The organism is Paenibacillus sp. YAF4_2, from assembly GCF_052113225.1.
GTDB lineage: Bacteria > Bacillota > Bacilli > Paenibacillales > Paenibacillaceae > Pristimantibacillus.
The window spans coordinates 128,837-155,562 of record NZ_JBFRCT010000004.1 but is presented as its reverse complement, the minus strand read 5'-3'; the positions used below and the strand labels follow the sequence as shown (position 1 = coordinate 155,562).

Here is a 26,726-nt window from a genome sequence, read left to right as displayed (position 1 = left end):
GGATTCTATCCAGCAGAATATAGTACAGAGGCAGAGATAGCGCATAATGCGTTGAAGTGACTGGATGGAATCCAATATAACCCGCGGCAGTACAATTGCCAGATCGATTTCGTTGGATGAAGTCCAACGAAAGAGTGAGGAAGTTATTTTCATGAAGAAGATACTGTTGAAACAACACTAGCTGCTCCCTACTTTATTCAAAAGCGGGACCTCCCATCGTCATTATATGACGTATGAGAGGTCCTTTTTTATACCGTAAATCCTTCACCCATAGATGATTACTAATGATCGATAGAAGAGATTTATACGCTATTGTGCAGCCCGGGGCTGGGTGATACAGTATTGCCAAGGTAAATTCCTACTAAACAGATTGGTTATTAACTATATTGGAAGTTTATTGAGACAAACAAATTTGGATAAAAGGTGGAGTGTATATGACAAAGAAGAGAGAACTGAAATTGGGAGCTATTATTCATGGTGTCGGCGGAGGCAGCACAGGCTGGAGACATCCCGATATTCCATCTGATGCAAGCGTCAATATCGGCTTTTATAAACAGCAGGCGCTTAAAGCAGAGGAAGGCAAATTTGATTTCCTCTTTATAGCTGATGGTCTGTATATTACGGAAAAATCGATTCCTCACTTCTTGAACCGTTTTGAGCCCATTACGATTCTCTCGGCACTTGGCGCTGTCACTTCGAACATTGGGCTTGTTGGCACCTTGTCCACTTCCTATAGCGAACCGTTTACGGTTGCACGTCAATTCTCGTCGATCGATCATATCAGCGGCGGCCGCGCAGGCTGGAATGTCGTTACATCCCCGCTTGAAGGCAGTGCGCTTAACTTCGGTGGCAAACAGCATCCCGCACATTCGGAACGTTACCGGATTGCAGAGGAGTATTTGGAAGTGGCGAAAGGCTTGTGGGATTCCTGGGAAGATGATGCTTTTATCCGGGATAAAGAATCAGGCGTATTCTTTGATCCAGAGAAGCTCCACCGCTTGAATCATCAAGGGGAGTTCTTCTCCGTTCAAGGACCGCTGAATATTGCGCGTTCGAAGCAAGGGCAGCCGGTTGTATTCCAAGCGGGATCTTCCGAGAGCGGACGTAATCTTGCTGCGAAGACAGCAGATGCGGTATTTACAGGACCAGAGTCGATTGAGGATGCGAAGGAGTTTTACCGTGATGTGAAGCAGCGGATTGCTAATAACGGTCGTAATCCAGAGCATACGCTTATTTTCCCAGGCATTGGTCCAATTATCGGCGCTACGCAGGAAGAAGCGGAAGAGAAGTACCGTCAAATTGCTGATTTGGTCACGATTGAGAAGGCTCTCGATCATTTGGGAAGATTTTTCGAGCATCATGACTTCTCGCAATATGAGCTGGATGCACCGTTCCCGGATTTGGGCGATTTCGGCTCGAACAGCTTCCGTAGTACAACGGACAAAATCAAGCGTCGTGCTAAGGAGCAGGGACTTACGCTTCGCGAAGTAGCCTTGCAGGCAGCAACACCACGCAACGCTTTTATCGGCACTCCTGAATATGTAGCGGATCAGCTGCAGCAGTGGTTCGAAGAAGAAGCAGCTGATGGATTTATTATTGCAGCAGCAACGCCGGGCGGCTTGGATGATTTTGTAGAGCAGGTTGTTCCGATTCTGCAGGAGCGTGGACTGTACCGTACGGAGTATGAGGCAGATACCCTTCGTGGCAATCTTGGTATCCCTGTTCCTGAGAACCGTTATGCAGCAGCTCGTAAACAGGCTGGCGTTACCATCAACTAACCAATTAGGAGAGATACCATGAATAGAAATAGATCACGGTTCCAAAGCTCGGCTGCTGTACTGTTGGTATTGGCACTGGTGCTGTCGGCTTGCGCATCGAATAAGGGAGAGAACAATAACAGCCAGCAAGCGCAGCAGTCGGATACGCCAACTACTGCTGCTACTGAAGTCAAACAAGGGGGAGAGCTGACCTACGCACTGGCGACTTCTCCGGATACCCTTGATCCACATCGCAGCGGTCTGGCTGTTGCCGTACGTGTCATCCGTACGATCTATGATTCTCTGGTTGTTCAGTTACCGGATAATTCTATCAAGCCGTGGCTTGCCACCTCGTGGGAGATTTCCGAAGATGGCCTCAGCTATACCTTCAAGCTCCGTCAGGACGTGAAGTTCCAGGACGGTACACCTTTCAATGCGGAAGCGGTCAAATATAACTTCGATCGAATAATAGATCCGGCTACGAAAGCGGCGAATGCAGCAGCGCTTCTTGTGCCGTACCAGTCGTCGGAGGTTATTGATGAATATACGGTTAAGCTGAATCTGGCCACGCCGTCACGAGCGTTTCTCGGCAATCTAAGCCAAGCGCTGCTTGGTATCGTATCGCCAACAGCGGCGAAGAAATATGGCGATCAGTTTGGTCTGAACCCTGTTGGTACGGGGCCGTTCAAATTCGTGAAATGGGAAGAGAATGCCGAGATTCAAGTAACTCGTAATCCTGATTATAAGTGGGCATCCGAGCTAGTGACGAATACAGGAGCGCCGTATCTGGATGGCATCACCTTCAAGATTGTACCGGAGGAAGCCACTCGAATCGGCAGTGTGCAGAGCGGGCAGGTGCTGGCAGCAGAAACCGTTCCACCGCAAAATATCGTTGCTTTAAAAGGCGATTCAAAGGTTCAACTGCTTGAAGCCAATACCGTTGGCCTGCCATATACGTTGTTCTTCAATCAGGATCATGAACCGTGGAATGATGTGAAAGCCAGACAGGCAGTACAGCTGGCCGTTGACGTAGACAGTATTGTGAAGACCCTTTACCTCGGTACATATGACCGCGCATGGTCGCCGCTTACACCGGGCACCTTCGGTTATGATCCAACGCTTGAGAACAGTGTGAAGCCGGATCTTGAGAAAGCAGGCGCGCTGCTGGATGAGATTGGCTGGGTAAAAGGAGCAGACGGTATTCGCGAGAAGGATGGCAAGAAGCTTAGCTTGCACTATGTAGACGGAACGCCAAATCGTGAGAAGCGCAATGATATCGCAGTTATCATCCAACAGCAGTTGAAGGCACTTGGTGTTGTTGTTGAGGTGGAGATTACGAAAGATGTCCGCACAGTTGTCTATACCAATGGCAGTTATGATCTCTATGGCAACAGCCAAGTAAACTCGGATCCTAATGCGCTCTATTCCTTCTATCACTCTACTGATCCGAAGGCCTTGCCGTCGCTCACGCGCTTATCCGATCCGTCGATCGACAAGCTGCTGGAGCAGGGGCGTATAGAAACGGATGATACGAAGCGGGCAGACATTTATAAGCAAATTCAGCATTATATTATCGATCAGGCAGTCATTCTTCCGATTTATGTATTCCCATACACAGTAGCCGCGGATAAATCCGTAAAAGGACTTGTCTTTGATTCACTTGGCTATCCACTGTTCAATGCGGTATCAATCGGTTCATAATCGGAAGGGAGGTGGCTCTTCATGTTCATCGCCGGACGCATTCTATCTTCCTTGCTAGTCATCGCGGGCACCTTGGTGCTGGTGTTCGCGATTCTCTATGTACTCCCAGGCGACCCGACGGATACGATGCTTGATCCGTCGGTTGCCACACCGGAGATGGTTGCGAATTTGAAGCATCAATTAGGTACAGACCAACCCTTCTATATTCAGTTCTCCCGGTATATAAGCGATATGGTACAGGGCGATTTCGGGAATTCCCTATTAAATTCCGAACCGGTGCTGAATAAAATCATCGATCATTTTCCAGCTACGCTTGCCCTTACGGCAGTTAGTGCCTTGGTTGCGGCTGTAGTTGGCCTCGTATTAGGTGTCCTCTCGGCTATTCACCGGAATGGCCCCATTGATCTAATTGCCCGTGTTGTTGGACTGTTCGGCATCTCTATGCCGACCTTCTGGTCGGGTATTCTGCTCATTGTATTGTTTAGTCTTAATCTGGGCTGGTTCCCGGCAATGGGATCTGATGGATGGAAGACGCTGGTGCTTCCAGCCCTAACTCTTGGAATAGTTGGGGCTGGCTTCATCGTAAGGATGGTGCGGAGCAGCATGCTTGATATTATCAATGAGCATTTTATGCTGACACTACGCGCCAAAGGATTGTCCGAACGGATTGTGATGTATAAGCATGCACTGCGCAACGCGCTGATTCCAGCTGTGACGATGGTCGGCATGCTGATCGGGGAAATGCTGGCAGGCACCGTTGTCATTGAGACGGTATTCTCCCGCCAAGGCATTGGCCGGATTATGTCTGATGCCCTGATGGCGAAGGATCTTCCGGTTGTGCAGGGCGTTATCTTTTTCACGGCGCTGATCTATGTCATCGTGAATCTGCTTGTCGACTTGTCATACACCGTTATAGATCCAAGAGTAAGGCGCTCTACGTAAGGAGAAGGGAGCTGAAATTCGCATGCGTGAAGCAGCTACAGCCAGTACGATCTGGCAGAAGCAAAGAGGGCGGCGGCTTGCCGCTATTCGGTTTAGACGATTTACGGCATCTAATCTGTTCGTGCTTGGAGCTGTCACTGTCGTATTGTTTATCGTGGCTTGTGCCATCGTACCGTCCTTTATCGCCCCCTATTCACCAACGGAGATGCTAACGAACAGTATCATGCAGCCGCCAAGTGCGGCTCACCTGTTCGGGACGGATTATTTTGGCCGGGATATATTCAGTGTTGTTGTGTACGGAAGCCGTGATTCTTTGTTTATCGGATTCGCGTCCGTTATCGTTGGCGGGCTGGCAGGCGGAGCTATTGGCGCCTTGTCGGGTTATGCAGGAGGCTGGCTTGATGCGGTGCTGATGCGCTTCAACGATATTTTGATGACGATTCCCGGTATTTTGCTAGCACTGGCCATTGCAGGCGCACTTGGGAAAAGCTTGTTTAATATTGTGCTGGCTGTGGCGGTAGCCTCCATTCCGGGTTATGCCCGTATTATGAGATCGCAGATCATTAGTATTAAGGGACGGACATTTATTCAAGCCTCACAGGCGGCAGGCGCTTCTCCGCTTCATATTTTCTGGAAGCATGTCCTGCCCAATTCGCTTTCTCCGCTTCTTGTGATGGCGACAATCGGCGTTGGGACATCCATTCTGACTGGCTCAGGACTTAGCTTTCTTGGTCTTGGTGTTCTTCGGGAAGTACCTGATTGGGGGACACTTCTATCGCAGGGACGCGGCTATTTGACGGTTGCTTGGTGGATTTGTACTTTTCCAGGCGTTGCAATTACGTTGTTTGTGCTTGCTGTCAATATCATTGGCGACAGGCTGAGAGATCAGCTCGATCCGAAGAAAAGTTGAGATAGGAAGGAGGCGGGAGCATTGCTTGATATTCAGGGACTGTCTGTAGGGTTTCGTACGAAGCATGGCCCGCTGCAAGCCATTACGAATATAACGTTCTCCATACAGCCGGGGGAGACTGTCTGTCTTGTTGGAGAGTCGGGCAGCGGAAAAACCGTTACCTCCAAAGCGATTATGCGGCTGATTGATTATGAAAATGGTTCAATTACTCATGGAAGTATTGTGCTGCAGGGGCGGGATATAGCATCACTGCCGGAGGCTGAGCTTCGTCGATTGCGTGGGAAGCGGGTTGCGATGGTATTCCAAGAGCCAATGGCGGCATTTGACCCTGTCTTCACCATTGGACAACAGATTGTGGAGACGATTATACAGCACGAACGGGTCAGTCGACGCGAGGCTTGGGAACGTGGAACCGAGCTGCTCACCCGTGTTGGAATACCTGAGCCTGCCATTCGGATGAAGCAATATCCCGGTGAATTATCCGGGGGCATGCTCCAGCGGGCGATGATTGCGATGGCGCTCTCCTGTGGGCCAGAGCTGCTTATCGCCGATGAACCAACGACCGCACTTGATGTGACGATTCAGGCTCAAATCTTGAAGCTGCTGCAGGAATTGAAGCGGGAATTTGGGATGTCGATTCTGCTCATTACTCATGACTTGGGTATTGCTGCGGAGATGGCTGACCGAATTGTCGTTATGTATGCTGGTCAGATCGTCGAGCAAGGAACAGCTGCAGAGCTATTCGCGAAGCCGCGCCATCCATACACAAGAGGACTGCTGCAATCCATTCCGCCTCTAGATAGTGTACGTGGTGAGCGGCTGTATGCTATTCAAGGCTCGATACCGCCACTGGCTGCACTGCCAAGCGGCTGTTTGTTTCATCCTCGATGTGAGTATGCGACCGACCGCTGCAGAACCGAAGCGCCGCCCCTTACTGATCGGAATGGCAGCGGGGCAGCCTGCTGGCATGAAGAACGAGTTGCTGCAGAAGCGGTCGTCGTTCTTCATAGAGGGAATATACGACTAGATGAGACGCCCATGCTGGAAGGGCAGCATACGGATACTGCACCCCGGAGCGAAAGCGAAACGCTGTTTGTCGCAGAGCACTTGCATAAATATTACCCAGTGAAGCGTAAAAGCTTTACCGCCCCTCGTGCCTTCATCCGGGCGGTAGACGACGTCTCCTTCTCCATTCGGAAGAACGAGACGTTTGGTCTAGTTGGGGAATCAGGAAGCGGTAAATCCACACTAGGTCGTGTTCTGCTGCAGATGGAGCAGGCTACTTCAGGGAAAGTGCAGTTTCAAGGGAAGGAACTGACCAGCCTTGATGGCGCTGAGCTTCGTTCCATGAGACGGGATATGCAGGTTATTTTCCAAGATCCCTATGGTTCCCTTAATCCAAGATGGACGATCGGGGACAGTATTGCCGAGCCGCTTAAGGTACATAGTGTGATGACGGGTTACGAGCGTAAGCATCGTGTGGAGGAATTACTGCAGCTAGTTGGTCTTGATGCGGCCAGCAGCGGCAAATATCCACATGAGTTCTCGGGCGGTCAGCGGCAGCGGATCGGCATTGCCCGGGCAATCGCTTTAAACCCGAGCTTTATTCTTGCAGATGAAGCGGTGTCTGCGCTTGATGTCTCCGTCCAAGCACAAATTGTGAATTTGCTTCAAGAGCTCCAGCAACAGCTAGGGTTGACCTATTTATTTATCGCTCACGGCTTACAGATTGTGAGACATATTTCAGACCGGATTGGCGTCATGTATCTAGGTAAGTTAGTTGAAATTGCGCCTAGTGATGAACTGTTCCGCCGTCCGGCTCACCCTTATACGAAGCTGCTCATTGACTCGATTCCACAGCCTGTTCCGGGTCAGAACAGCATGGCTGCATCCATCCAAGGTGAAATTCCATCGCCAGCCAATCCGCCTAGCGGTTGCCGGTTCCACCCCCGTTGCCCGTTCGCAACGGAACGATGCAGGAAGGAGCAGCCGGAGCTTCGCCCACTGGGCGAGGATCGATACGCCGCCTGCCACTACACACTTATATGAAGCAGAATCAGCAGCAGGAGTCGGACTCATCTTTACCAGCGTTCTGGCCGGTATTGACCGCTATATTCATTGGCTCTTTCGTCGGCATGTATCATGTCGTCTCCCTTAACGTATCGCTCCCCGGTTTTATTCGTATATTTGGTACGGAGCTGCAAACCGTCCAGTGGATGATGACCGGATTTACACTAGCAAGCGGCATTGTTGTTCCGATCAGCGGTTACGCGATGGAACGGTTCGGCTGCAAGCGGTTGTTTCTATTTGCAATCGGGGGAATTACCGTAAGCTCGTTTCTATGTGCACAAGCGTGGAATGTGGAGGCGCTTATTGCCTTTCGTATTTTACAGGGACTCTTCTGCGGGCTTATCCAGCCGGTCTCGCTGGCTTTAATCTACAGATCAATTCGAGTGGAAAAACAGTCCTTTGCCCTAAGTGTATGGTCTTTCGCGACTGTACTCGGTACAGCGATTGGTCCGTCATTAAGCGGCTGGCTGCAAAGCTACGACTGGCATCTTATTTTTCTTGTGACGGTGCCTGTTGGGATCATCGCATGGGCTGTAGGTGCAGCTGTTATTCCGAAGGACCAGGCGAACGGCCTTGCAAGGCTGGATTGGCCTGGTTTGCTGCTTGCTACGGGTGGAAGTCTTGCTCTGCTCCTGCTCTTCGGCAACATGAACGCATGGGGCTGGGGTAGCATTCTTACTTGGACGATGCTGGTTGTTGGTGTTGGCTGTTTTGTTCTCTTTGTACGGCAGGAGCGCAGCAGTGATCATCCTCTCCTGCAGCTTCGGCTGCTGCTCAATCCGAGATTTTCGCTTAGTCTTATGGCATCCCTTATTTTATCGTTTGGACTATACGCGGTTGTCTATTTCATGCCGCTGTTATTAGTAGAGATGAAAGGCTTATCGCCTTTCAAGATAGGGCTCTTGTTCCTGCCTGCAGCCGGATGCTTAACCGTTGCTACGTTTGCGGCAGGCAGATGGTACAGCCGTATTGGCCCTGCCAGACTCATTATGATTGGCTGTACGATTTTGTTCATAAGTACTTATTATTTTAGCAAGATGCCTCCGGAGACCAGTCTTGTTGTGATCATTATTTGGCTGGCTGTCCGTAATATCGGAACCGGCCTTGCCTCGACACCAACAACAAATGCAAGCATGTCAGCTGTTCCTAAAGAGTGGATCGGGCATGCGTCCGCTTTACTCAATTGGTTGAGACAGGTGTTCAGCGCTATGGCGTTAGGTTTATGTACTTCGTTATTTTACTCTCGGCTCGAGCTCCATCAATCTGAATTAGGTGGCGGTGGTGAGGGCACCAGTCAGTATCGCCTTGCTTATATGCATAGCATTCATGATGTCTTTCTTGTATCAAGTATCATTGTGGCCTGTGCAATTCCAATTGCGCTGCTGCTTGGCAGACGAATGACGGCGCCCGTTACGACACCAAAGGAGAGTGAAAGCTTATGAAATTCATCTGGTTCAGCCTTGTCATGAATCTCACAAACCCGGTGACAGGCGAGCAGTTCACGACTAGTGAAAAATTTGAAAATATAATCAAGCAGGCTGAGCTTACTGAGAAGCTGGGGTTCGATGGTTATGGCATTGGCGAGCGGCATGGAGCGCCATTCCTGTCGTCTTCACCGCCGCTGCTGTTATCGGCTATTGCTGCAAGGACATCCCGTATTCGGCTGCTTACTGCCGTAACCGTACTAAGCGTATTGGATCCAGTACGGGTTGCAGAGGATTATGCAACGCTTGATCACCTGTCCCGCGGACGGCTCGAGATGATCATTGGCAAAGGCAATGATCCGCGGCATTATCCGCTGTTTGGGATTACAGAAGAGGAACAGTGGGATTCGATGGAGGAGCGGTATGAACTGCTTAGGCGTCTATGGCAGGAGGAGAATGTGAACTGGGAAGGGAAATACCGGCCAGCTCTTCATCAGGTGACCACGCAGCCAAGACCACTTCAGCGGTCAATTCCGATCTGGCACGGGAGCGCGTCCAGCACGAGATCCACGGAACTCGCTGCACGCTACGGTGAGCCGATATTTTCTTCAAACAGCTTTCATCCGCAGGTCAAATACAAAGATCTCATTGATCATTATCGCGAAAGGCTGGCCTATTATGGACATGATCCTCAGAAAGCAGTAGTTGGCGCCGGTGCAGGCAGCTTATATATTGCGAATACAACAGAAGAGGCGATTAAGAGATACCGCCCTTATTATGAGGCGTTCCAAGCGACAGCCGCAGCGCAGCATAACCAATCGCCGTTTACGTCACTGGAGGACAATATTGCCAGAGGTCCAAGTCTAATCGGCAGCCCCGATCAGATCATTGAGAAAATAGTAAACTACCAGGCGGCCTTCGGTCACCAGGTGTTGTCCCTCAGTGTAGACGGTTTATCCGAAGCCGAGCAGCGCGAGCAGATGGAGCGGTTCGCAGTGGACATTGCCCCGGTGCTGCGCCGTGAAGTGCCGAGCAGCGTGTGGGAGGAGCAAGTAAAGGGAGTAACGGTTTAACCTGTTGTTGAATAACGAAAAGCCCCTATCTGAGGATGGGGGCTTACTGCTGTTTCCGCTAGCCGGCTTAAACCGGCTCCTCTACCTTATCGAATCCCCGCAGTAGAATCCCGAATAATCGGCTTCGTAAAGATATGCGATACCTGATAAGGCTGCTCCGGATCATTGATTCTTGACAGCAGCATTTCCGCTGCCTTCACGCCCATTTCGTTGCTAAAAATATGGACGGTTGTAAGATGGGGCTCGACGATCATCGACTCCGGTCCGTTATCAAAGCCACTGATTGAGGCGATCGTCGTCTATTATACATTGGCCAAGATCAAGCGGTATTCCGGCCTCGCTGAGAGCCCGAGCCCGATTGAATCCCAGCCAGCGTTCATTAAAGCTGAGACAGTGGTTATAATCCCCGATAAATCCGAAACTGGAATAACCGTTTGTGATTTGTAAGCTGATAGACGCTGTGCTGATTCTCCATCAGAAGAATATCTGCTTTGAATTCGGGATAATCATACCGTGGAGGCGCAGTCTATAAATATAGTAGGCACGCCAAGGCTAGTAATCAATTCGCTATAAGCAGGGTTAAATATTTCAATACATACAATGCCGTCTACATTCGACAGATCGAAATTGTTAGGCAGCGATAACGAGACCTAATCCACTTCTCTAATAATATGAAAAGACAGGTTATAGCCCTCGGCACTGATCCCCGACAGGTGATGAACAGGGCTCCTATTCGATTCGGGCGGAAGGCGGAAAGGCGCTTGATCTCAATACAGGGCAAAATACCATGCAGCTTTACAGTTACCTTGGCTACAATAATCAGAGGTGGATCATTAGCCCGAATTCGAACGGAACCGTAACGATCACCTCCGTACACAACGGCAAGGCGCTTGAAGTGTCGGAGGACGGTACAACACTTACGCTTAATGATGCACAAGCAGGATTGGCGCGGCAGGAATGGAGAATGGAGCAGAAATAAATTGATTAGCGTATAAGCAAGGGAGGCAGCGATCCGATAAGATCGCGTGCCTCCCTTTATCGTGTTTAGTGATAAGCCGGCGTCTCGATGCCGCATGGTCCGCCGTCCGGATTGGCTTCCAGCGACAGCTCCGTGCCGTCTGCTTTGTAGAGCGGGTTATACCAATGCGAGATGGACATTGCGCTACTGTTTGCGTAGTGAGAAATAAACGCGCGACGGAAGCGCTCCTTCGATTTGTTCCGATAAGAGCCATGAATCAGATTGCCGTTGAAGAACAGGATATCGCCAGGCTCCATAATAGCGGCAACCGGTTTTTCTTCTTTTGGAGGCTTCACGTAATGGTTGGTGAATGATTCGTTAGAATCCGATTCTTCTGGACAAACGATGTCATAGGTGTTCGTTTTTGGTACGAGCAGCATACAGCCGTTCTCTTCGTCACAGCGGTCGATTGCCGCCCAAGCGGCTATACAGTTACCCGGCTCGACTTTCAAATAGAAGTTATCCTGATGCAGCGCTTGCCCGCGTGAGCCCGGCGGTTTGTAATAGAACATACTCTGCGCAGCAAGAGCTTCTTCTCCGTACAGATCATGCATGATTTCGAGAACACCAGGATGAAGCATATAGCTTTTGCTCAGCTCGTTGAACCGATGTGGATGCATCACCCGCGGATAGCGGCGCAGCGGATCCTCTTGCTCACCTTCCATTACAGGCTCGAAATAGCCGGGTACAGGAGAAAGGCTGATTTTCTCGAATTCAGCTTTGATTTCCTCTACTTCTTCTTTGTTCCATACACCTCTTACGATGACATAACCCTCGGTTTCAAACTGCTTCATCTGCTCCTCGGTAAGCATTTTAAGCGACTGTGTCATTTCGACTGCCCCTCTCCTTTGGTTGCTGCTTCTTCTTGTCTCTAATTGTATGGAATTAAGGGGGGGGATTGAAGTCGGGATTATGCTCATTACTGCTTGGATTCTGCTATTATGCTGGACGAATGCTCTATTAAGCCTTACGCTTATGGTAACGAGAGAAGGCAGGTGGAGGCAGTGGCGATTGAATCGAAGAATGGTATTCTAACCGGTCATTTCCGGGAAAATGATACTTATTCTATGGCGAGGCCTAGCGGACGAGAGGATTGGCTGCTTGTCTTTACACTGGAGGGGCAGGGCTATTTTCATACGCCTGCCGGAGAGAAGGAATGCAAAGCAGGCGAACTGGTGCTGCTCCGCAAGGGCGTTCCCCATACGTATGGTACGGTCAAAGGTGAAACGTGGAATTTCATGTGGGTACATTTCAAGCGGGTGCCGGAGTCATCTCTGCTTCCGGACGAGGAAGTGCTGATCTGCCCGCTGCCTTCAAGTGAGCTGCAGCGGCGCGTACTCCGTATATTCCGGTCATTGCTTCATGATTCCAGGGCGCAAGGCGGGTTCTGGCAGGAGCTGTGCGATAATCAGCTGAGTGCCTTAATTCTGCTGATGGCTGGCCAGCTGGCGGATAAGCTGGATTACCGGGTTAGCCAAGTTATGCGTATTTTATCTGCCCAGATGCAGGAGCCGTTGTCCATTAACGAGCTGTCGGCACGGGTAGGGCTGTCCGCCTCCCGGCTGTCGCATCTGTTCAAAGCAGAGACCGGCAGATCGATCGTCGATACGCTCAACAACATGCGTCTCGAACAGGCCGCACTGCTTATGCTGCAAGCAGGCCGGACAGCCGGCGAAGCAGCTTTTGACGTCGGCTTCCAAAGCTATAACCATTTTGCGGCGTTGTTCCGCAGACGGTACAGCTGTGGTCCAGCGGAGTATAAGCGAAAGACGGAGACTACACCCTCGCTTTGAACTGGCTAGGCGTTTGGCCTACGAATTTTTTGAACTGCCGCATGAAATGTGTCTCATGCTCATAGCCACACCGTGCGGCTATTGCAGATACAGTTAAAGAACTGTTCTTAAGCAAATATTTGGCGAGCTCCAGTCTGCCGTTGATCATATCGGTCACAACCGAGCAGCCAAATATATCTTTATAGAGATGCTGGAAATACGACTTGCTGAGGTGGACGCGGTCGGCCAGCATCTCTACGGTTACATGGCTTTGCGGTGAGTTATACAGCTCGTCCCGAAGTTCCGAGAACTGCCGAATGTACCGGCCTGGTCTCTCGGGATGCTGAGACAGCTCATATAAATTACTTAACTTCATTAGAAGCGCCCGAATGTCAGTATCCAGAATACGCTCCATCAATTGCCCGCCCTGCTTCTGTACCCGGTGCAGCTCCATAATGCTTCGGGAGATGAGCATCGGATCAACAGCAGGTACAAGCTTATCGAGCGGGAAATTCAGTTCGTTAAGAAGCTTCCCCAGTTCTTCTCCTTCGCAGTGAAACCAGTCGTTAATGAACGGCAGATCCATCTCTTTATACGAATGCGGCGTATCCGGCTGGAACAGGATAAACGAATCGCTGTCGGCAATCATTTGTGCTCCGTTTACAATCACTTCAGAGGTCTTCTTGAACAAGACAAAAGCATAGTCTCCTGAGCCATGGGGGCGGATTATGGATATGCCATTAGGATGCACGAACCGGTAGCCGCAACGGTCTAATCGGATAATTATGAACAACTCCATTTCTCGAAAAAAAAGCAGGATAGGTCAGTTTTTTCTCATTATAGTGAATTGTTGACGCTTCCACAATCCCATACAATATTAGTAGAGAAAATTAAATAATGTCCTGCCTGCGAACGGAGCTGAAGCAAACATGACAACCACAGAATCTGTCAGTAAGAAAGCGCGGGGTGGCTGTAAGGGATGCTCAGCTGATGTGAAAGTGACGGACGAGCAGATCCAGCGCCTAATATCCAAAATAAAAGCAGATGCCTGCGTGACCGATGAGCTTTATGCAAAGCGGCTTGAGGCATGCGGAAATTGTACGAGTCTGGCTTATGACACAACCTGCATGCATTGCGGATGTCTGGTTCAGGTGCGCGCAAAGCTGAAGGATAAGGGCTGCCCTCACCCGCAGCAGGCTGTTCGAGAGCAATGGGAAGTAAACTACTAAGCTAATGCTTACGAGGTAAGAATCATCACGAACAGCCAACTTGCTGTTTAGGTAATCATTCTTTAAGTTAATGCTTACGAGGTAAGAATCATCACGAACAGCCAACTGGCTGTTTAGGTAATCATTCTTTTTAGGAGGCAATATAGGATGAATAAAGCAGTTGTACATACGGATTGGAGTATCGGCACGATTAATAAGAACATCTACGGCCATTTTGCGGAGCATTTAGGCAGATGTATTTATGAAGGAATGTGGGTAGGGGAAGATTCGGATATCCCGAACACGGACGGTATTCGTAATGATGTCATTGAAGCACTGCGTAACCTGAAGGTTCCTGTTCTTCGCTGGCCGGGTGGTTGTTTTGCTGACGAGTATCACTGGAAGGATGGCATTGGTCCTCGCGAGACACGTAAAAGAATGGTCAATACACACTGGGGCGGCGTTGTGGAAAATAACCACTTCGGTACGCATGAGTTCTTCCGTTTATGTGAGCTAATTGACGCTGAACCTTATATTTGCGGCAACGTAGGCAGCGGAACGATTCAGGAAATGTCCGAATGGATGGAGTACATGACCTTTGACGGTGATTCCCCAATGGCAAACCTTCGTCGTCAGAATGGCCGCGAGAAGCCTTGGAAGCTGAAATATTTTGGCGTGGGTAATGAGAACTGGGGCTGCGGCGGTGAGATGCTTCCGGAGCATTATGCGGATCTGTATCGCAACTTCCAGACGTATGTCCGTCAATACGGCGACAATAAGCTGTACAAAATCGCAGGTGGCGCAAACTCCGACGATTACAGATGGACCGATGTTCTGATGAACAAAGCAGAGCGCTTCATGAGTGGTCTGAGCCTTCATTATTACACGGTGCCTGGCACTTGGGCAGATAAAGGTTCCGCAACTGAGTTTGATGAAAACGACTGGTTTGTGACGATGAAAAAAGCAGCTCATATGGATGAGCTCCTCACCCGCCATAGCACGGTGATGGATCGTTATGATCCGAACAAACGTGTTGGCCTGATCGTGGATGAGTGGGGGACTTGGTTTAACGTGGAGCCTGGCACAAATCCGGGCTTCCTCTATCAGCAAAGCACGATGCGTGATGCATTGGTAGCTGCGGTTAACCTTCACATTTTCCATAAGCATTGCGATCGGGTACAGATGGCGAACATTGCTCAAATGGTTAACGTGCTGCAGGCAGTTGTGTTGACCGAAGGTGACAAAATGCTGCTCACGCCAACGTATCATGTGCTTGAGATGTACAATGTCCATCAAGATGCAGAGGCGCTTGCGATCCACGGTGAGTTTGGTAAAGTAAATGCCGACGGTAAGGAGCTTGATCAAATTGGTATTACGGCGTCGAAGAAAGACGGCGTTGTCCATGTCAGCTTGTACAACCTGCATCCGTCCGAGCAATCGGAGATCAGCCTGGAGCTTCGCGGCACCGAAGGCAGCTTCAACTGCTCAGGCAAGCTGCTTGCTGCCGATACAGTCCATGCTCATAACACCTTCGAGGATCCGGTCAATGTCAGTGTGAAGTCGTATTACGAAGCGAAGATTGAGAACGGCAAATTGAGTCTTAATCTGCCAGCTGCATCAGTCGTGACATTGCGATTGGAGCAATAGTCGAGCGAAAAATAGAAGCCGTTAAGACCCGAAAGGGTCTTAACGGTTTTTTTGATATTGCCCCTATCGATCAAGTGGCTAGAGTGGTGGGTTGACAGGTGCTTAAGGTCTCTGATGGGCCTTAAGTCAACGCATGAGGCCTCTACGTGATAAGTTAAGGTCCTTTAGGAACCTTAGCTCACCGATTAATCGTCAAAACTAGCCCAGCTCGGGTACGAGTGCAGAAGAAATAAGACCCTCGTGGGGTCTTATTCGGCAACAATTGAGTAGATTGGGAGACTATAAGACCCCGTCAGTGTCTTATTGGTCCGCGTAAGTGTAAAAACTAGCCCATCTCAGGTGMGAGCAGAAGAAATAAGACMCTCGTGGGGTCTTATTCGGCAACAGTAGAGTAGATTGGGAGACAATAAGACCCCGTCAGGGTCTTATTGGTCCGCGTAAGTGTAAAAACTAGCCTATCTCAGGTGCGAGCAGAAGAAATAAGACCCTCGTGGGGTCTTATTCGGCAACARTWGAGTAGATTGGGAGACTATAAGACCCCGTCAGGGTCTTATTGGTCCACGTAAGTGTAAAAACGAGCCCGTCTCAGGTGCGAGCAGATGAAATTTCATTTGGCGTAAAGTCGTCTATCCCTTCAAGTTACTCCCGGTCGTAATCGTACGGTCTTGGAAGTTCTCGACGGAGGCGCTTTTCTCATAGAAATGCGGGACGTTGTCCTGAATGCCTTTCCGTGTGTAGAACGGATCATCGGCATGGAGCGGGAAGCGGACCTTTTCGCCGGTGCTGGCTGATTTGTAGATACCGAGAATGAGCTCAAGCGTTGCCCGGCCACTATGACCGTCAATGAGCAGGGAATCTCTGCGCTCGATAGCTGAGAGGACATTATCGATTTGACCGGTATGCCCTTCATAAGCAACCTCAGGCAGATTATCGTAATAGGCTTGAATCTCCGCTGTAAGAGTCGGATTAGGAGTCGGGAAGCCGTTATCCATCGAGCTCGAAGTAACCAGCTTCCATGGGGCGGAGATCCGGGCTGCCTTACCTTGGAAAATTAACTGCTGCTCCTCGCCATGATGGACAACGGAGCTTGTAATTTGGCCAAGCCCACCGTTAGCGAACTTCAGCATCGCAATCGATAGATCCTCTACCTCTGCATTATCATGCGACGTATTGCTCATGAAAGCCTGCAGCTCGGTTGGGCGTCCCATCATCCATAGCAGCGCATCGATATGATGGACGGCATGGTTCAGCGTACAGCCGCCGCCCTCCTTCTCCCAAGTTCCGCGCCACCACAGGTCATAGTAGCAATGGCCGCGCCACCAGTAGGAGTCGATTTGGGAATGAACGATCGGACCAATCAACCCGCTGTCTACGACGGACTTGAGCTTCATCATCGGCGTGCGGAAGCGATTTTGGGCGACGATCGATAACAGCTTGCCGCTTTCTTCAGCTGCTTGGTTCATCGCATCACATTCCTCAAGGGAAGAGGCCATCGGTTTTTCGACTAAAACATGCTTGCCTGCCCGCAGGAATTCCACAGCAAGCTCAGCATGGGTGTAAGGTGGGGTACAGATCGATACAAGATCGATATCCTGCGCTAGCAATTCTTTGTAATCGCTGTATGCTTTTGCACCGGGTAGCTGACATTGTGAAATACGGCTTTCGGCTTTATCGACATAAATATCGGTAACAGCAACAACCTGGCATCGATCAGGAAACTTCAGATAAGCGTCGATATGTGCTCTGCTGATCGCTCCGGCTCCAATAATAGCAATTTTCAACATAACTAGATCATCTCCTATTCCAATCGGACCGCAAGATTTTGGGATAATACGCTAAGCTCGGCGACTTTGAAGGCATGCTCCTGTGTCATCGCATTCTCGGTGCGATGGATGCAGTCGAGAATAAGCTGACCGAAGAACGGGAAGCCAACCTCACCTCTTACGGAAAAATGATGCTCTCCCTCATGATTAGCCATATACACTTGATCGCCTTGAGGATCACGTGCGAGATCGACATATTTGCGGATCTCAATATAACCGTCTGTACCAAGAATCAGGGTTCGTCCGTCTCCCCATGTGCTGAGTCCGTCTGGTGTGAGCCAGTCCACTCGGAAGTAGGAGGCCGTACCATTATCACCTGTCAGCATCACATCACCATAATCTTCAAGCTCGGGATATTGCTTATGATGGTAGTTGGCAATTCGGGATTGAGCGACCGTTGCATCCTTTGCACCCGTATAGTATAAAAACTGCTCAATTTGATGGCTGCCGATATCGCATAAGATACCGCCGTATTTCTCCCGTTCGAAGAACCACTCCGGTCTAGACTTGGCATTCGTGCGATGTGGACCCCAGCCCATAACCTGTACGACCCGGCCGATTGCACCTTGTTCAATTAACTGACCGGCGAATACAGCTCCTTCGTTATGGAGCCGTTCACCGTAGTAGACCATGTATTTACGCCCGGTCTCAGCGGAAACCCGCTTGGCGTCTTCAAGCTGCTCCAAGGTCGTCAGTGGGGCTTTATCTGTAAAATAATCCTTGCCTGCCTGCATGACCCGAAGGCCAAGGGCACAACGTTCGGAAGTAATAGCCGCTGATGCAACCAGCTGAATACGGGAGTCTGCGAAAATTTCCTCTTCCGATGCTGCTGTCTTTACATGTGGGTAGCGCTGAACAAACTGGGCTACCTTCGCTGGATCGGGATCATATACAGAGACAAGCTCTCCTCCTGCTTCGATCAGTCCGTTGCACATGCCGTAGACATGCCCATGATCCAGTGCTATTGCGGCAAACTGGAACTCCCCCGGCTTTACGACTGGATTTGGTTTACCCTGCGGTGCATAATTCATGCCATCTGCCTTATTCACGTCACTAACAGCTCCTTAAATGGATTTGATAATAGAATAAATGAAAAAAGAGAGGGTGAATGGCTCCATTTTGCGCTAAAATGTTTATATCTTGCGGTAATGAGAGGAGGGCGGGGGAAAGGTTGTTTCCGACAGAATGGTTCAACTACGAATATCGGAGAACGTCAAAAGAATTCTTCGGTGAAGTCTTCCATGCCCATTCGCAGATGGAGCTTACATATGTACATCAGGGCCGAGGACTGTTAATTATAGAGGGGAAATCGTATTCGATAGAACCCAACACGCTGCTCCTGTTTCCGCCGTTTCAGATGCACCGGATTCAAATTCAGGTGACGCAAGAGGAGCCTTTTATACGAAGTGTGCTGTTGTTCGAGCCGGCTGTGCTGCAAGGCTATTTGAATGATTTTCCTTCGCTCAAAAGCTTCTTTCAACGAATTCTGCGTCAGCAATCCAATATACATCCTGTTCATGCGATGGCGGAAAACACGCCGTTTGTTGCGCTGCTGAGGCAATTCAATGAGATAAGCAGAAGCATGCGTGAGGGTGAATTCGAGGAAAATATGGGTGTTTTTCTGCTGAGCCTCGTTCATCAACTGAAGCAAAACCCAGAAGGTGACGCATCTTTTCTCAAAAAGCATAACCATCACGTAGAAGATATCATGCAATGGATCGAAGAGCATTATATGGAACCGTTCCGATTGGAGGAGCTGGCTAGTGCCCTTCATTTGTCACCGTATCATGTAGCCCATCTATTCAAGGAATCGACGGGAACAACTATTGTTGCTTATACCCAGGCGACAAGAGTCCGAATTGCCTGCGGACTGCTTCGCAAAACCTCCTTGCCTTTATCGGAGATCGGCTATCAGGTGGGAATTTCCAATGCCTCGTATTTCAGCAAAGTGTTTCGCGAAATTATGGGGGTTGCTCCTTTGGCCTATCGGCAGCACCTGCTTAAATAAAGGATACGAGGTGATGATATGATCCTCCTACAGAGTGAGGAGATCAGTTTGCGTACGCTGGAGCCATCGGATATACAGCTGTTTGTTCGATGGCTGAGTGATCCTGTTGTGCTGGAATTCTATGAGGGCAGGGATAACCCGCATGACGAAGCGCTCGTTCAGAAGCATTTTTATGAGGATCGGGAAGGGGTAACGTCCTGCATTATACAGCATCATGGTGTCGACATTGGCTATCTTCAGTTTTATCAGATTGAAGAAGATGAAAGAGAAGAGTATGATCTCTCAGATGATAAAGGCCTCATTTACGGAATGGATCAGTTTATCGGCGAGCCGAACTATTGGAATAAAGGAATTGGGTCGGAGCTCATCAAGGAAACAGTTCGTTATCTTACTGAGAATTGTAAGGCAGGGAAGATCGTCATGGATCCACAGGCTTGGAATATGAGAGCTTTGCGGGTCTATGAGAAGTGTGGCTTTAAGAAAGTGAAGCTGCTCGAAAAGCATGAATGGCATGAAGGCGAATATCGGGACTGCTGGCAAATGGTCTATGATCGGCCAGACGTATAGGTGGGAATCACTCCACCTATTTTCCTAGTTCAAAATGCGCAAACGGTTGCTCATAAATTCTCCCATCCTGTCGAATAGTAAATTTCTTCTATCTTGCCATTGACTGTAAAGCGTTTTCATAATAGGATGGAAATAGTTAATACATGCTGATAAACGCCTAATTTAAGGGCAATGTATTCTGATTTTTCGAAGAAAAATCGGAACAACCCCGCTATCTCTTCTAATCCGAGGGATAGCTTTTTTATTATCAGCGGAAAGGAGTTTTGACGTATTTTTGTGCAATCGTTTGCCCATTTCTTCGATTTAGGGAGGATTATACGCGTATGAAGAGACAATTACGAAGCAGGAAAAGGGCCCGTGTCTGGTCATTCATGCTGGCTATTCTTATGGTTATTCAAGGTTTTGGACAATTCCCGCAGCAAGCAAATGCAAGCGCTGTCAATGGGACTTATGCGGAGGATGGCACGATTCATTTTGTACTGCCAAAGTCGGCGATCAGCGTTACGGCGAAAGGAGATTTTAACAGCTGGGGTGATCCTGAGGTTGTGCTGGCAGATGAGGATGGGGACGGCACCTTTACGGCAGAAGTGACAGGTGATGCGCCTAACAAAGCTTATGGCTATAAATTTCTCGTAAACGGCAATTGGCTGGATAATCCCAACCTTAGCGTCACTTCGGACGAGAATAGTATCATTCATCTCAGCTATACCCCACTTATTAAAGTAGCTGGCAGCTTTGACGCTAATGCTTTTGGTGATCAGCATGAGATGGTGCTTGATGAAGGCAATTACACGTTTGCGGCAGATTCGCTGGCAGACGGCACTTATACGTATAAATTTATTTCGGCGGCAGATGGGCTGCCAAGTATATGGTTTGCTGATCCAACGAACGATGCGACATCTAACGGGAATAATAAAATTGTTGTAGGTGAGCCTCCTGCCGACGGCCCGACAGCGGATGTATTCGTTAATCAGCCAGGCGGCAATGCCAAATGGGTAGTCGTTGGATCGTTCCAAGAATGGAACAATGCTTCAACAGTCACGCAAATGAGTCATTTGGTCGGTGAGTACTACGCGTATTCGACTGTGCTGGATCCTGGCAGCTATGAGTTCAAGCTTGTCCGCCAAGGATCATGGGATGGTTATTCGAATAATGGCAATAACTTCGCGTTTGTTCTTACAGCTCCAACGAAAGTGAATTTCTACTTAAATGATGAGCTCGGACAAATTCGTATCAACTTGCCTGACGTGAGTGGTGTCTCGCAATATGTGCCTGTACTGACTGCGGCTGAATGGCCTCGTCTTGTAGGTGATATTCAAACTGCGTTTGACGAGTCTACCTGGGCGCCGGATCAAGCGAAGCAAATGTTTGTTGACTATAACTTTGACGGCTCAATTTACAAGCTGCAGCGGACACTGCCGGCAGGCCGTTATGAGATGAAAGTCGTACAAGGCGACAATTGGCAGGTAAATAATTACGGTACGGGCGGTGAGGATTTCATTCTGACGACGCTCGATCCAGCTGATATTACCTTCAGCACCGTACTAGCAGATCGGACGATTACTAGCAATTACAAACCAGCTGACAGCCAGTTTGACGGAATGATTAAGCGGGATAAGCTGGTTTTTGACTCCAGATCGATTACTTATAAGAAGCCGTTTGGCGCTATAAAAGAAGGAAGCGAAGATGTCACGCTGCGTATTGCGACAGAAGCGGGTGACGCGCAGGTGGTGCGGGTTGAGCTTAGCAATCCGGAAGGTATTGCTTCCGCATTTGATATGCACAAAGCGACTTCTTTTGATAACCAAGATTACTGGGAAGTAACGATTCCGGGCGAGGCTTTCCAAGGCATTGGCGTATGGGGATATAAGTTTATTCTGATCGACGGAACAGCGAAGGTGGAATACGGCGATGACGGTTCGCGTGGCGCAACAGGTACTACGGCAGACGAAGGCGTACTGCCATATGATTTGACCGTCTACGATAAAAACTTCACAACTCCGGACTGGATGAAAAATGCGGTTGTGTATCAGATTTTCCCTGATCGTTTCTATGATGGAGACAAGACGAATAACCGTGCGAAGACCAAAGACGGCTATCGTGGTCCAGTCCAAGGCGACACAACAACGGCAGGCGTAACCTCTAAAGGCGGGTACGAGCTGCAATACTTCGACGGCGGAGTTGCGAATGATCCAACGCCAAATCAAGTGGATGGCACATGGTCGACAGCACCGGAAAATCCGGACCGGATTACACCGGAACAGAAGCCGTATTTCCCGGATGCCAAATCGGATGGCGTATGGACGAATGAGTTCTACGGCGGCGATATTCAAGGTGCTTCGCAGAAGCTCGACTACTTGAAGTCGATTGGCGTGAACGTCATTTACTTCAATCCGATTGCTTGGGCAAGCTCAAATCATAAATACGATGCAACAGACTACGAGCATCTTGATCCGATGTTTGGAGAGCCCGTATACAATACGCCTGGCGATCCTAATTCCGGGCTGGATTATGAAGCGACAAGAGTAGCTTCTGACCGCGTATTTACCGACTTTGCGAAAAAAGCCCATGAGATGGGCATCAAGCTGATCGTTGACGGTGTGTTTAACCACGTCGGCGATGACTCGATTTATTTTGACCGCTATGGGAAATATCCAGAGATTGGTGCTTATGAATTCTGGGCTAAAGTGTACGATCTGGTCAATGACAAAGGTACGGCGCTGGATGAAGCGAAGCAGCAGGTGGTTGATTCGTTCACAGCGCAGATCAACCCGGCAACAGGTGAGCATTATGCTTATCCGGCGGATTTTGATTTTATAACATGGTTTACGGTATCCAATGAAAAAGTGGAAGGGCATTACAAATACGAAGGCTGGTGGGGGTATGATTCCTTGCCTGTCATTGATGCTCCAGCAGCTGCAGCAGGTGATACAGAAGGGCTTGAAGGTAATCATGAATGGAACGTTCAAGGTTACCGCGATTTGGTTATCGGTCATGATCTGACTGGCAAAAGCGATGAAGAAGCTTCTGCGATGATGCAGGAATCGAATTCGCAGCGCTGGGAATGGATGGGGGCTAACGGCTGGCGTCTGGACGTTGCTCCTGATGTATCGGCAGGTACCTGGCAGAAGTTCCGTGAAGCAGTGAAGTCGACGGAGGGTCGTGTGGACAGCAATGGTGAGACGATTCCAGAACCGATTATTCTTGGCGAAGAGTGGGGAGTAGCAACGAAGTTCCTGCTTGGGGATCAATTCGACTCGGTTATGAACTACCGTTTCCGCGGTGCGCTGCAAAGCTTTATTATTAACGGCAATGCTCAGCAGTTCAACGATGCGCTGGAATCCATTCGCGAGGATTATCCGGCAGAGGCATGGGAAGTGATGCTGAACCTGGTCGATTCCCATGATACCATCCGTTCGATTACGAAATACGATAAGCCGGAGTGGGAAGAAGAGCATTTGGCGATTGCACCTGATGCTTCGGACAAAGCGCTGAAGATGCAAGCGCTGACGGCGATTTTCCAAATGGGCTATCCGGGTGCGCCAACGATTTACTATGGAGATGAAGTGGGTCTTACAGGCACGAAGGATCCGGATTCCCGCCGTACCTTCCCTTGGGAACGTGTAGCAGGGACTGAAGGTTCGTATGAAGGGGTAGGCCGCTATGCAGAACTGTTTGATACGTATCAAAAGGCGGGCAGCATCCGAGATAACAATGAAGTATTCCGTACAGGTGAGCTGAAGACAGCTTATAATGCGGGCAATGTTATTGCTTATGCTCGTAAAACAAACAGCCAAGCGGGGCTTGTTGTTGTAAACCGCGGCGAAACGGATGTTACGATTGAGGCTGATGTAGCGGGCTTCCTGCCGGAAGGCTTGACGCTGGCAGACCAGCTTGGCAGCGAGGTTGAAGCAGCAGTTGCAGGCGGTAAGATTACGTTGACCGTTAAAGCCATGAGCGGTTTGATGATGACCTCGACGACTGAGCTGGTTCAAGTGCCGCAGGTACAGCATGTGAATGCTGTTGGTGGCAATGGTCAAGTGACGCTGACTTGGGATGTATTGTCCGGGGCAACGGGCTATAACGTATACCGTGCAGCGATTGAAGGCGGACAATTGCAGTTGGTTGGTCAGCCAGATGATGCAAGCTTTACTGATTCGGATGTTGTAAACGGCAAGAAATATTACTATACGGTAACAGCAGTAACGGACAATGGCGAAAGCCCGCTCAGTAAATACGGCTCCGCTACACCTTCGTTCCCGGTTAATATTGTTTCGATTACGAAGCAATCGGATGAGGTTACGCTAGGTGTTGGCAACAAAACTTCGGAGATTGAAGTAACAATTGATATCCCAGGTCTGACGGACGACGAAGCCTATGCCGGTAAGGAAGCACCAAATGTGATTGCCCGTCTTGCCTTCTATAAGGATGGCACAAGCAAAGCGATTGCTGAAGAAACAAAACTTCGTTACAAAGCAGATACGGAAGATGGCAAAAAAGTATACTGGGCAGCTTTTGAGCCAACGGAAGCGGGAACTTATAAGTATTTTGCCAAAGTATCCACGGATAACAGTGAGTCCTTCACGGAGTCTGATGAAGCTTCACTGACTGCTCAAGCGGACAGCTCCGATACAATTGCACCAGAAGCGCCAGTACTCGCAGATATTGCGGTTGAATCGAACCGTGTTCTTCTTAACTGGACAGAGGATAAAGAGGAAACAACGGTTGATCATTATGAGATTTTCCGCAAGACGGCTGATTCTGAATTTGTGAAAATCGCGATTGCCGGCAAGGCGGATGTCTCTTATGTAGACTTCACCGTAAGAAATGATACGACTTACACGTACAAAGTAGCTGCTGCAGACCGTGCATATAATCGTGCTTTCTCGGGTGAGCAGATGGTTACACCAAAGCTGGTTATGGTCGACGTGAAGCTTCGCGTTCACCTGCCGAGCTATACGCCGGTACAAGATGATATTTACCTTGCAGGGGATCTGAATGGCTGGAATTCTTCGGGTAATAAGCTGAATGTTCCAAGTGGTGCCACAACACGTGATGTAGTGGAATACAGCTTCAAAATGATGGCCGGCAAGTCGATTCAATACAAATATACACGCGGCACATGGGAAACGGAGGCGTTTACCTCGCATGCTCGTCTGGCGAATGATACCGTTGATGCAGGTAACTATGCCTATTCATCGACGGATACGAACATGAGGCTGACGATTAAGAATCAAGGCGGCAATACGATGGTCGTTGACGATTACGTGCTGCGCTGGGTCGATATGCCGATGATCGTAACGATGCCGCGTATCTCGTATGGTGAGGATATCTCTTACGATACGACGGATGAGACGTTTACTCTCCGTTCGAATGTGCCGTACGGCGTAGACTTTACTATTAATGGGCAGCCAATTGATGGCGATGCAATGGATGCTTACGGTAATGTTCTAATCGAGAATATTCCGCTTCAAAAGGGAGTGAACCATTTCACGCTTCATATTGAGCCAAGTGCTGAGACACTTGCCCAGGATTGGTACACCGATGCGGGCCGGGCTGCTCAAGCGACTAAAACGATGGAGCTTGCCATTACGAGAGACGGCGGCGGAGATGGTGAGGGTGATGGAAATGGAAACGGTAACGGCAGTGGAAGTGGTGGAGTGACGCCGGATTCTTCATCCATGACCGTAACGGAGCAGCAATTGAAGGATGCAATCAAGCAGTCCGGAGATGGCAAAGTAACCGTATCTGCTGAAGGGAAAACGGAGATTGTATTGCCTGCTAATACAGCCGAATTGCTGGCTGGTAAGCCGCTTGAATTGAAGCAGGGCAGCTTGACGCTCCAAGTTCCTAGTTCCGTGCTTCAAGAGCTGCTTAAACAGGCTGGAGGATCAAGTGCTTCCTCGCATATCGTCTTGCAGCTTAAGCCACTCGATGGGAAAGCGCAGCAAGAGCTGCTCGATAAAGCTGCTGCGGCAGGAGATGTGAAACTGAAAGCAGCTTCAACTGTATTTGATTTCCGTCTTGCGCTTGTTGATGGCAACGGCAAAGAAACAGCTAATCTCAGCAAGTTTGATGAGTCGCTTATACTGACGTTTACATTAAAAGGTGAAGCCGACAAGAAGCTGACCGGTATCTATTATGTGGCGGACAATGGTGTGCTTGAATATGTCGGAGGAACGTTGAATGCAGATGGTACGATGACGGCAGACATTCACCACTTCTCCCAGTACGCTGCATTGGAGTACGACAAGGCGTTTACAGACGTTCCGTCATCCCATTGGGCTGCGGGAATGATTAAGGAGCTCACTGCTCAGCATGTGATCACAGGTGTGACAGCAGATCAGTTTGAGCCGGAACGCAGCATTACACGTGCGGAATTTGCAGCGTTGCTTGTTCGTGCGATGAATTTGCAGGCGACAAAGTCAGCAATATTCACGGATGTAGCGGCTGGCAGTTGGTATGCCCAAAGTGTAAATGCGGCAGCTGAAGCGGGAATCATCCGCGGCCGTACAGCAACAACCTTTGCTCCAAATGCCGTTATTACGCGTGAAGAGATGGCAGTTATGCTCATGCGTGCGTATAAAGTGAAGACTAGTAAGAAAGCAGAAGGCAGTGAGACAGGTGACACCTTTACTGATTTGACTGCTATCCACGATTGGGCAAAAGCCTCCATTCAAGCAGCCGTGAAGCTTGGCTTCCTGAGTGGCAAAGGCCAAGGTCAGTTCGATCCGCAAGGCAACACGACACGTGCCGAAAGCGCGAAAGTAATCTATAAGCTGCTAGGTGTATAGCAGCAGTAAAAA

General features: G+C 49.4%; 17 protein-coding genes and 2 pseudogenes. 14 read left to right on the top strand and 5 right to left on the bottom strand.

Annotated features, from left to right (window positions below):
- Window positions 1–434: 434 nt before the first annotated feature.
- Genes AB4Y93_RS11175 through AB4Y93_RS11145 form a run of 7 tightly spaced genes read left to right on the top strand, consistent with a single transcriptional unit; the run spans window position 435 to window position 9,877 of the window.
- Window positions 435–1,778: an LLM class flavin-dependent oxidoreductase gene (locus tag AB4Y93_RS11175; RefSeq protein WP_441891864.1), complete on the top strand. Its 1,344-nt coding sequence runs from the start codon at window positions 435–437 to the stop codon at window positions 1,776–1,778.
- 18 nt (window positions 1,779–1,796) lie between these two features.
- Window positions 1,797–3,458 carry an ABC transporter substrate-binding protein gene (locus AB4Y93_RS11170; protein WP_441891862.1) on the top strand — a complete coding sequence of 554 codons (1,662 nt, stop codon included), beginning with the start codon at window positions 1,797–1,799 and terminating at the stop codon, window positions 3,456–3,458.
- A 21-nt stretch (window positions 3,459–3,479) separates the two neighbouring features.
- Window positions 3,480–4,400, top strand: coding sequence for an ABC transporter permease (locus AB4Y93_RS11165; RefSeq protein WP_441891860.1), 921 nt, complete (start codon window positions 3,480–3,482; stop codon window positions 4,398–4,400).
- A gap of 22 nt (window positions 4,401–4,422) precedes the next feature.
- Complete coding sequence (locus AB4Y93_RS11160; protein ID WP_441891858.1) at window positions 4,423–5,310, top strand: ABC transporter permease; 888 nt, start codon at window positions 4,423–4,425, stop codon at window positions 5,308–5,310.
- A 21-nt stretch (window positions 5,311–5,331) separates the two neighbouring features.
- A complete protein-coding gene (locus AB4Y93_RS11155; RefSeq protein ID WP_441891856.1) occupies window positions 5,332–7,359 on the top strand; it encodes an ABC transporter ATP-binding protein in 2,028 nt (675 codons plus the stop codon).
- Entirely contained in the window at window positions 7,356–8,822 is a 1,467-nt protein-coding gene (locus tag AB4Y93_RS11150; protein WP_441891854.1) for a DHA2 family efflux MFS transporter permease subunit, read from the top strand. Before AB4Y93_RS11155 ends, AB4Y93_RS11150 begins: the two co-directional genes overlap by 4 nt.
- Entirely contained in the window at window positions 8,819–9,877 is a 1,059-nt protein-coding gene (locus tag AB4Y93_RS11145; protein WP_441891852.1) for an LLM class flavin-dependent oxidoreductase, read from the top strand. The genes AB4Y93_RS11150 and AB4Y93_RS11145 overlap by 4 nt, the downstream gene beginning before the upstream one ends.
- A gap of 86 nt (window positions 9,878–9,963) precedes the next feature.
- Here the strand turns inward: AB4Y93_RS11145 and AB4Y93_RS11140 are convergent.
- Window positions 9,964–10,581 (bottom strand): annotated as a pseudogene (locus AB4Y93_RS11140) (substrate-binding domain-containing protein); the annotation flags it as partial.
- Between the two features lie 26 nt (window positions 10,582–10,607).
- Here AB4Y93_RS11140 and AB4Y93_RS11135 point away from each other — a divergent pair.
- Window positions 10,608–10,856, top strand: a pseudogene (locus tag AB4Y93_RS11135) (RICIN domain-containing protein); the annotation flags it as partial.
- A gap of 65 nt (window positions 10,857–10,921) precedes the next feature.
- Here AB4Y93_RS11135 and AB4Y93_RS11130 read toward each other — a convergent pair.
- Window positions 10,922–11,725, bottom strand: a complete 804-nt coding sequence (locus AB4Y93_RS11130; RefSeq protein ID WP_441891850.1) for a phytanoyl-CoA dioxygenase family protein — start codon at window positions 11,723–11,725, stop codon at window positions 10,922–10,924.
- Between the two features lie 111 nt (window positions 11,726–11,836).
- Here AB4Y93_RS11130 and AB4Y93_RS11125 point away from each other — a divergent pair, with 111 nt between their 5' ends.
- On the top strand, window positions 11,837–12,688 hold the full coding sequence (locus AB4Y93_RS11125) for a helix-turn-helix domain-containing protein (protein WP_441891848.1): 852 nt from the start codon (window positions 11,837–11,839) through the stop codon (window positions 12,686–12,688).
- Here the strand turns inward: AB4Y93_RS11125 and AB4Y93_RS11120 are convergent.
- Window positions 12,672–13,358 carry a helix-turn-helix transcriptional regulator gene (locus AB4Y93_RS11120; protein ID WP_441891846.1) on the bottom strand — a complete coding sequence of 229 codons (687 nt, stop codon included), beginning with the start codon at window positions 13,356–13,358 and terminating at the stop codon, window positions 12,672–12,674. The two genes, AB4Y93_RS11125 and AB4Y93_RS11120, sit on opposite strands and share 17 nt — an antisense overlap.
- A 238-nt stretch (window positions 13,359–13,596) precedes the next feature.
- Between AB4Y93_RS11120 and AB4Y93_RS11115 the strand changes: the two genes are divergently transcribed.
- Window positions 13,597–13,896: a DUF6171 family protein gene (locus AB4Y93_RS11115; RefSeq protein ID WP_441891844.1), complete on the top strand. Its 300-nt coding sequence runs from the start codon at window positions 13,597–13,599 to the stop codon at window positions 13,894–13,896.
- A gap of 147 nt (window positions 13,897–14,043) precedes the next feature.
- Complete coding sequence (locus tag AB4Y93_RS11110) at window positions 14,044–15,522, top strand: alpha-N-arabinofuranosidase (RefSeq protein ID WP_441891842.1); 1,479 nt, start codon at window positions 14,044–14,046, stop codon at window positions 15,520–15,522.
- 626 nt (window positions 15,523–16,148) lie between these two features.
- Here the strand turns inward: AB4Y93_RS11110 and AB4Y93_RS11105 are convergent.
- Entirely contained in the window at window positions 16,149–17,306 is a 1,158-nt protein-coding gene (locus AB4Y93_RS11105; RefSeq protein WP_441891840.1) for a Gfo/Idh/MocA family protein, read from the bottom strand.
- Window positions 17,307–17,320: 14 nt separating this feature from the next.
- On the bottom strand, window positions 17,321–18,394 hold the full coding sequence (locus AB4Y93_RS11100) for a Gfo/Idh/MocA family protein (protein ID WP_441891838.1): 1,074 nt from the start codon (window positions 18,392–18,394) through the stop codon (window positions 17,321–17,323).
- A gap of 122 nt (window positions 18,395–18,516) precedes the next feature.
- Between AB4Y93_RS11100 and AB4Y93_RS11095 the strand changes: the two genes are divergently transcribed.
- The 3 genes from AB4Y93_RS11095 (at window position 18,517) to AB4Y93_RS11085 (ending at window position 26,714) form a co-directional block, all read left to right on the top strand.
- Complete coding sequence (locus AB4Y93_RS11095; RefSeq protein WP_441891836.1) at window positions 18,517–19,353, top strand: AraC family transcriptional regulator; 837 nt, start codon at window positions 18,517–18,519, stop codon at window positions 19,351–19,353.
- Window positions 19,354–19,371: 18 nt separating this feature from the next.
- Window positions 19,372–19,920, top strand: a complete 549-nt coding sequence (locus tag AB4Y93_RS11090) for a GNAT family N-acetyltransferase (RefSeq protein WP_441891834.1) — start codon at window positions 19,372–19,374, stop codon at window positions 19,918–19,920.
- Between the two features lie 323 nt (window positions 19,921–20,243).
- Window positions 20,244–26,714, top strand: coding sequence for an alpha-amylase family glycosyl hydrolase (locus tag AB4Y93_RS11085; RefSeq protein ID WP_441891832.1), 6,471 nt, complete (start codon window positions 20,244–20,246; stop codon window positions 26,712–26,714).
- Window positions 26,715–26,726 lie beyond the last annotated feature (12 nt).